Origin of the sequence: Gordonia sp. CNJ-863 (assembly GCF_001942325.1) — a bacterium.
GTDB lineage: Bacteria > Actinomycetota > Actinomycetes > Mycobacteriales > Mycobacteriaceae > Gordonia > Gordonia alkanivorans.
The window spans coordinates 1-1,300 of record NZ_MKKG01000080.1 but is presented as its reverse complement, the minus strand read 5'-3'; the positions used below and the strand labels follow the sequence as shown (position 1 = coordinate 1,300).

At 64.9% G+C, this 1,300-nt stretch carries 3 protein-coding genes; 1 reads left to right on the top strand and 2 read right to left on the bottom strand.

The features are described 5' to 3' along the window. Both BJF87_RS23715 and BJF87_RS23710 read right to left on the bottom strand, forming a co-directional pair. Window positions 1–355: hypothetical protein (locus BJF87_RS23715; protein ID WP_139319587.1), on the bottom strand; the 355-nt coding region annotated here is incomplete at its 3' end. 87 nt (window positions 356–442) lie between these two features. Next, complete coding sequence (locus BJF87_RS23710; RefSeq protein ID WP_139319586.1) at window positions 443–817, bottom strand: hypothetical protein; 375 nt, start codon at window positions 815–817, stop codon at window positions 443–445. Window positions 818–901: 84 nt separating this feature from the next. Here BJF87_RS23710 and BJF87_RS23705 point away from each other — a divergent pair, with 84 nt between their 5' ends. Continuing rightward, window positions 902–1,105 (top strand): AlpA family transcriptional regulator, encoded by a 204-nt coding sequence (locus BJF87_RS23705; protein WP_075864035.1) that lies wholly within the window; start codon window positions 902–904, stop codon window positions 1,103–1,105. Window positions 1,106–1,300: the final 195 nt, after the last annotated feature.

Sequence of the window (1,300 nt, the reverse complement as noted above, 5' to 3'; positions counted from 1 at the left end):
CGCAGTAGTTGAGGTGGCGGGCGACCGCGGCGTGCACGGTGCGCTGTTCGGCGTCGACGTCGCGATTGGATGCCAGGACGCGCCGCTGGTGTTGGGCGATGAGCATGCGCAGCTCGGCCCGTGCGGTAGGCACGTACTCGAAGTCGTCTTCGCTGGGGTGCGCGTCGACATCGGACTCGCAGGAATCGGCCTCTCGCGCGGCGGTGGCCGCCAGGTGGCGGATCGCAGTGGCGAAAAGCCCGCAGGACGCTGGGATCTGATTGACAGCGGCGATCTCGTCGCAGGCCAGGGAGAACTCGATCGACTCGAACACCCGCGGGTTCAAATGCCCGAGGACGGTGAAGGTGGTGCGCACAGCTGGGTCACCGTCCAGGTGGCCGGGTCGCCGGCGGGTTGTGCGGAGTGAGTGCTCATCGGCTCGTCCTCGAAGGTGTGTGGCCAGTTATCCGGCGGTGCGGTAGCCGGTGTAGATCTCGGCGATGATGCGGTCCAGGGCGGCGCAGTCGTGTGGGGAGAGCGCGGCGAGGATGCCCGAGTCGGTGTGCGCGGTGAGAACCGCGGTACCGATCACCGCCCGCGGTGTGCCGACTCCGGCTGTGGCGATCTGGGAGGCCACATCGTTGTAACCGATTCCACCGACAGTCACCGTGGATAGGGGTTCGAACAGTGTCCACAGGTCCAGGTGATCCGCGAGGTGGGTCAGCGGCAGTGGATTGAGCGGCCCGCCAACGACTTCGCGCAACGCCTGCTCCGGGTCAGAGGTGGGCAGCTCGACGTACTCGGTGTCACCGCGATCGGTAAGAACCAAGGCCTTCATCGTCATTCCCCTTCTGTTGATCCGCGGCCAACAATACCCCCTTTAGGGGGCAATGTGTAGCCTAAAGGAGGTATTGTTTCTGACGTGCACCGCTACCTGTCGCTGTCGGAATTTGCCGATCGCGCAGGGCTGTCCGTGGCGACCATGAAGAGTTACTTGCGCAAAGGACTCCTGCCCGACCCTGACGCGCTGGTCGGACGAAACCGGGGCTGGAAGGCTGAGACGGTCGACTACTGGATCCACAACAGGCTCGGCCGCGGCGCCCGCACTGATCTTCGCCCACGCTGAACGAGGTTCTGAGAAATCTGATCATGGGTACGGTGCTTTCTCCGGCCGAACCTGTTGTGTCCGTTGATGTGTACTACGAGACGAACAGCGTGTACTGGACGGGCTTCTGCGGGACCGCGGGGGTGGCGAAACCGATGCCGTGCAGCCCTGCTCCGGTGCGCAGGACCTGCGTGACGGGTTTGCCGCCGCGGGGGC